The organism is Pseudomonas sp. P7548, from assembly GCF_013386585.1.
Classification (GTDB): Bacteria; Pseudomonadota; Gammaproteobacteria; order Pseudomonadales; family Pseudomonadaceae; genus Aquipseudomonas.
The window spans coordinates 1-2,305 of record NZ_JACARO010000186.1 but is presented as its reverse complement, the minus strand read 5'-3'; the positions used below and the strand labels follow the sequence as shown (position 1 = coordinate 2,305).

Annotated in this window: 1 protein-coding gene and 1 pseudogene; both read left to right on the top strand. The window is 63.4% G+C overall.

Features of this window, described 5'->3' with window-relative positions; all coding sequences use genetic code 11:
• Nucleotide 1 precedes the first annotated feature (1 nt).
• Nucleotides 2-1,891 carry a GumC family protein gene (locus HX803_RS32120; protein ID WP_372339957.1) on the top strand — a complete coding sequence of 630 codons (1,890 nt, stop codon included), beginning with the start codon at nt 2-4 and terminating at the stop codon, nt 1,889-1,891.
• Nucleotides 1,891-2,305 (top strand): annotated as a pseudogene (locus tag HX803_RS32115) (glycosyl transferase family 1); the annotation flags it as partial. The gene HX803_RS32120 and the pseudogene HX803_RS32115, both read left to right, overlap by 1 nt.

The window sequence follows — 2,305 nt, the reverse complement described above, 5'->3', positions numbered from 1 at the left end:
GGTGATCATCCTGCTGGGGGCGTTCCTGCTGCCGGCCAAGTACGAATCCACCGCACGCCTGCTGGTCAAGCCAGGCCGCGACTCAACCCTGCCGATCGAGATCAGCAACCGCCAGGCGCTGGTGATGCCCAGCACCCAGCGTGACCCGATTGTCGACGAAGAGCGCCTGCTGACCGGGCGCCCGATCGTGCGTGCAGTGGCCGAGCATTACCTGGAAATCATCGAAAACGCGCCACCGCCCGAAGGCTTCTGGAAGCGCACCAAGTACTACGTAAAGGCCGGTGTCGGTAGCGTGTTCGATGGCCTGCGCGTGGTGCTGGAAACCGTCGGCATCGTCGAGAAGACCACGCCGGTGGAGCGCCTGGCCGCCAGCCTTGAGAAGAACTTCGAGGTCAGCCACGCCGCAGGTTCCACGGTGATGGACATCAGCTTCAAATGGGGCGACCCGGAAATCGCCCAGGCCGTGGTCAAGAACTGGGTCGAAACCTACATCGCCGAACGCACTGAGGCCTTGGGCCGCAAGAGCCTGTACGCGTTCTATGAAGGCCAGGTGAACACCAGCGCCAACGAGATCAAGAGCTACAAGCAGCAGATCCTCACGCACCTCAATGAAATCGGCGCAGCGAGCATCACCGATCGCCTGGAAGACCTGTCCGAGCGCATCAACGTGCTGCGTGGCGAAACCTTCAACACCACACGGTTGATCGCCTCCTCCGACAGCGCCATCGCCAGCACCCGTGAGCAACTCAAGGGCCAGCCCAAGGAAGTGACCACGGTTCGCCAGATCGCCCTCAACCCGCAGCAGCAAGACTTGCGTCGCCTGCTCAACCAGAAGTTGCTGGAAAAGGCCGACATGATGCGCACCTACACGGACAACGCGCCGCCGGTCAAAGCCCTGGATGCGTCGATCCAGGCCATGCGGGTGCAGGTTGCCAGTGAAAGCAACACCGTGCAGAGCTCGGAAAACCGTGCGCCGAACACCCTGGAAATCCACTTGCAGCGCNNCAGCAACAACCTGGCGCTGCGCACCCAGCTGGTTCAACAACAGAAACAACTGGTGAACCTGGAAGCGCAACGCAAGGATGCGCTGGAGATTGAACCGGAGCTGGCCCGCCTCTCTCGCGAGCTGAACACCACCGAGCGCAACTACGCGTTGTACGTGGACAACCTGGAAAAATCGCGCATCGACCGTGAGCTGGACAACAGCCAGATCAGCAACATCGCGGTGATCGAAGAAGCCACCCTGAACCCGGGCCGCATCTTCCCGAAAACCCTGGTGATGCTGGTGTTGGCGATCCCGTTTGCCATCGTCGTCGGGCTGCTGGTGATCTACCTGTGCTACCTGCTGGACCAGCGTATTCACGACGGCGGCCTGGTGGAGCGCAAGTTCGGCCTGCCGCTGTGGACCACCCTGCCGGAACTGGATACCACCACCGCGCAGAGTACCAACGCGTTCAACGCCAGCATCTACCGGCTGTACAGCCTGCTGCAGCCTGACCGCATTGCCGACCATGGCCTGACCCTCGGGCTGACCTCGGCGCGACACGGCGAAGGGGTAACCTTTGTGGTGGAGCAACTGCGCCTGTTGCTGCAGGAGAACGGTATCAACGTCCGTGTCGGCGGCCAGGCGGCGGCCGAGCCGGGTGAGGTGGTATTGCTGGATGCATCGGCACTGCTGGACAACCGCGATGCGTTTATCACCCTGCGCCGTGCCGACCTGATCGGCCTGGTGGTGGAAGCCCAGAAAAGCACGGTGCCGGTGGTGGAACACGCGCTGTCGATCCTCAACACCGCGTTCGGCAAGGTGGACGGCATCATCATCAACCGTCGCAAGTTCGAAGTACCGGCCAAGGTACTCCGCACCATCGCCAAGTACCGGGGGGCGTTCTGATGCGCATCGCCCTACTCGCTCCTTTGCCGCCGGAAAAAAACGGGATCGCCGACTACGCGAACCATTTCAAGGCGGCCCTGGAGCAAGTGGGCGTGACGGTGGCGACACCGTTGGCGGGCGTGGAAGGCAACAGCGAGGCGGTCCAGCGGGCTCTCGGTGGCTTCGACTGGCAGAGCGTGGACCTGGTCCACGCCGAACTGGGCGGCGGGCGGCTCGGTGAGTTCCTGGCCCTGCGCGAACTGCGCAAGGCCTACCCCAACCTGCCGCTGACGGCCACCGTGCATGACCCGGAGCGCATCGTGTGGCGACGCGAACGCCTGCCCTTCCCGTTGAACCTGCTGGAACGCCTGCCCAGCCCGTTGCCGCAAGCGGCGGTGGTGCTGGCCGACCCGCTGACGTTGCGCGAAGAGCGCC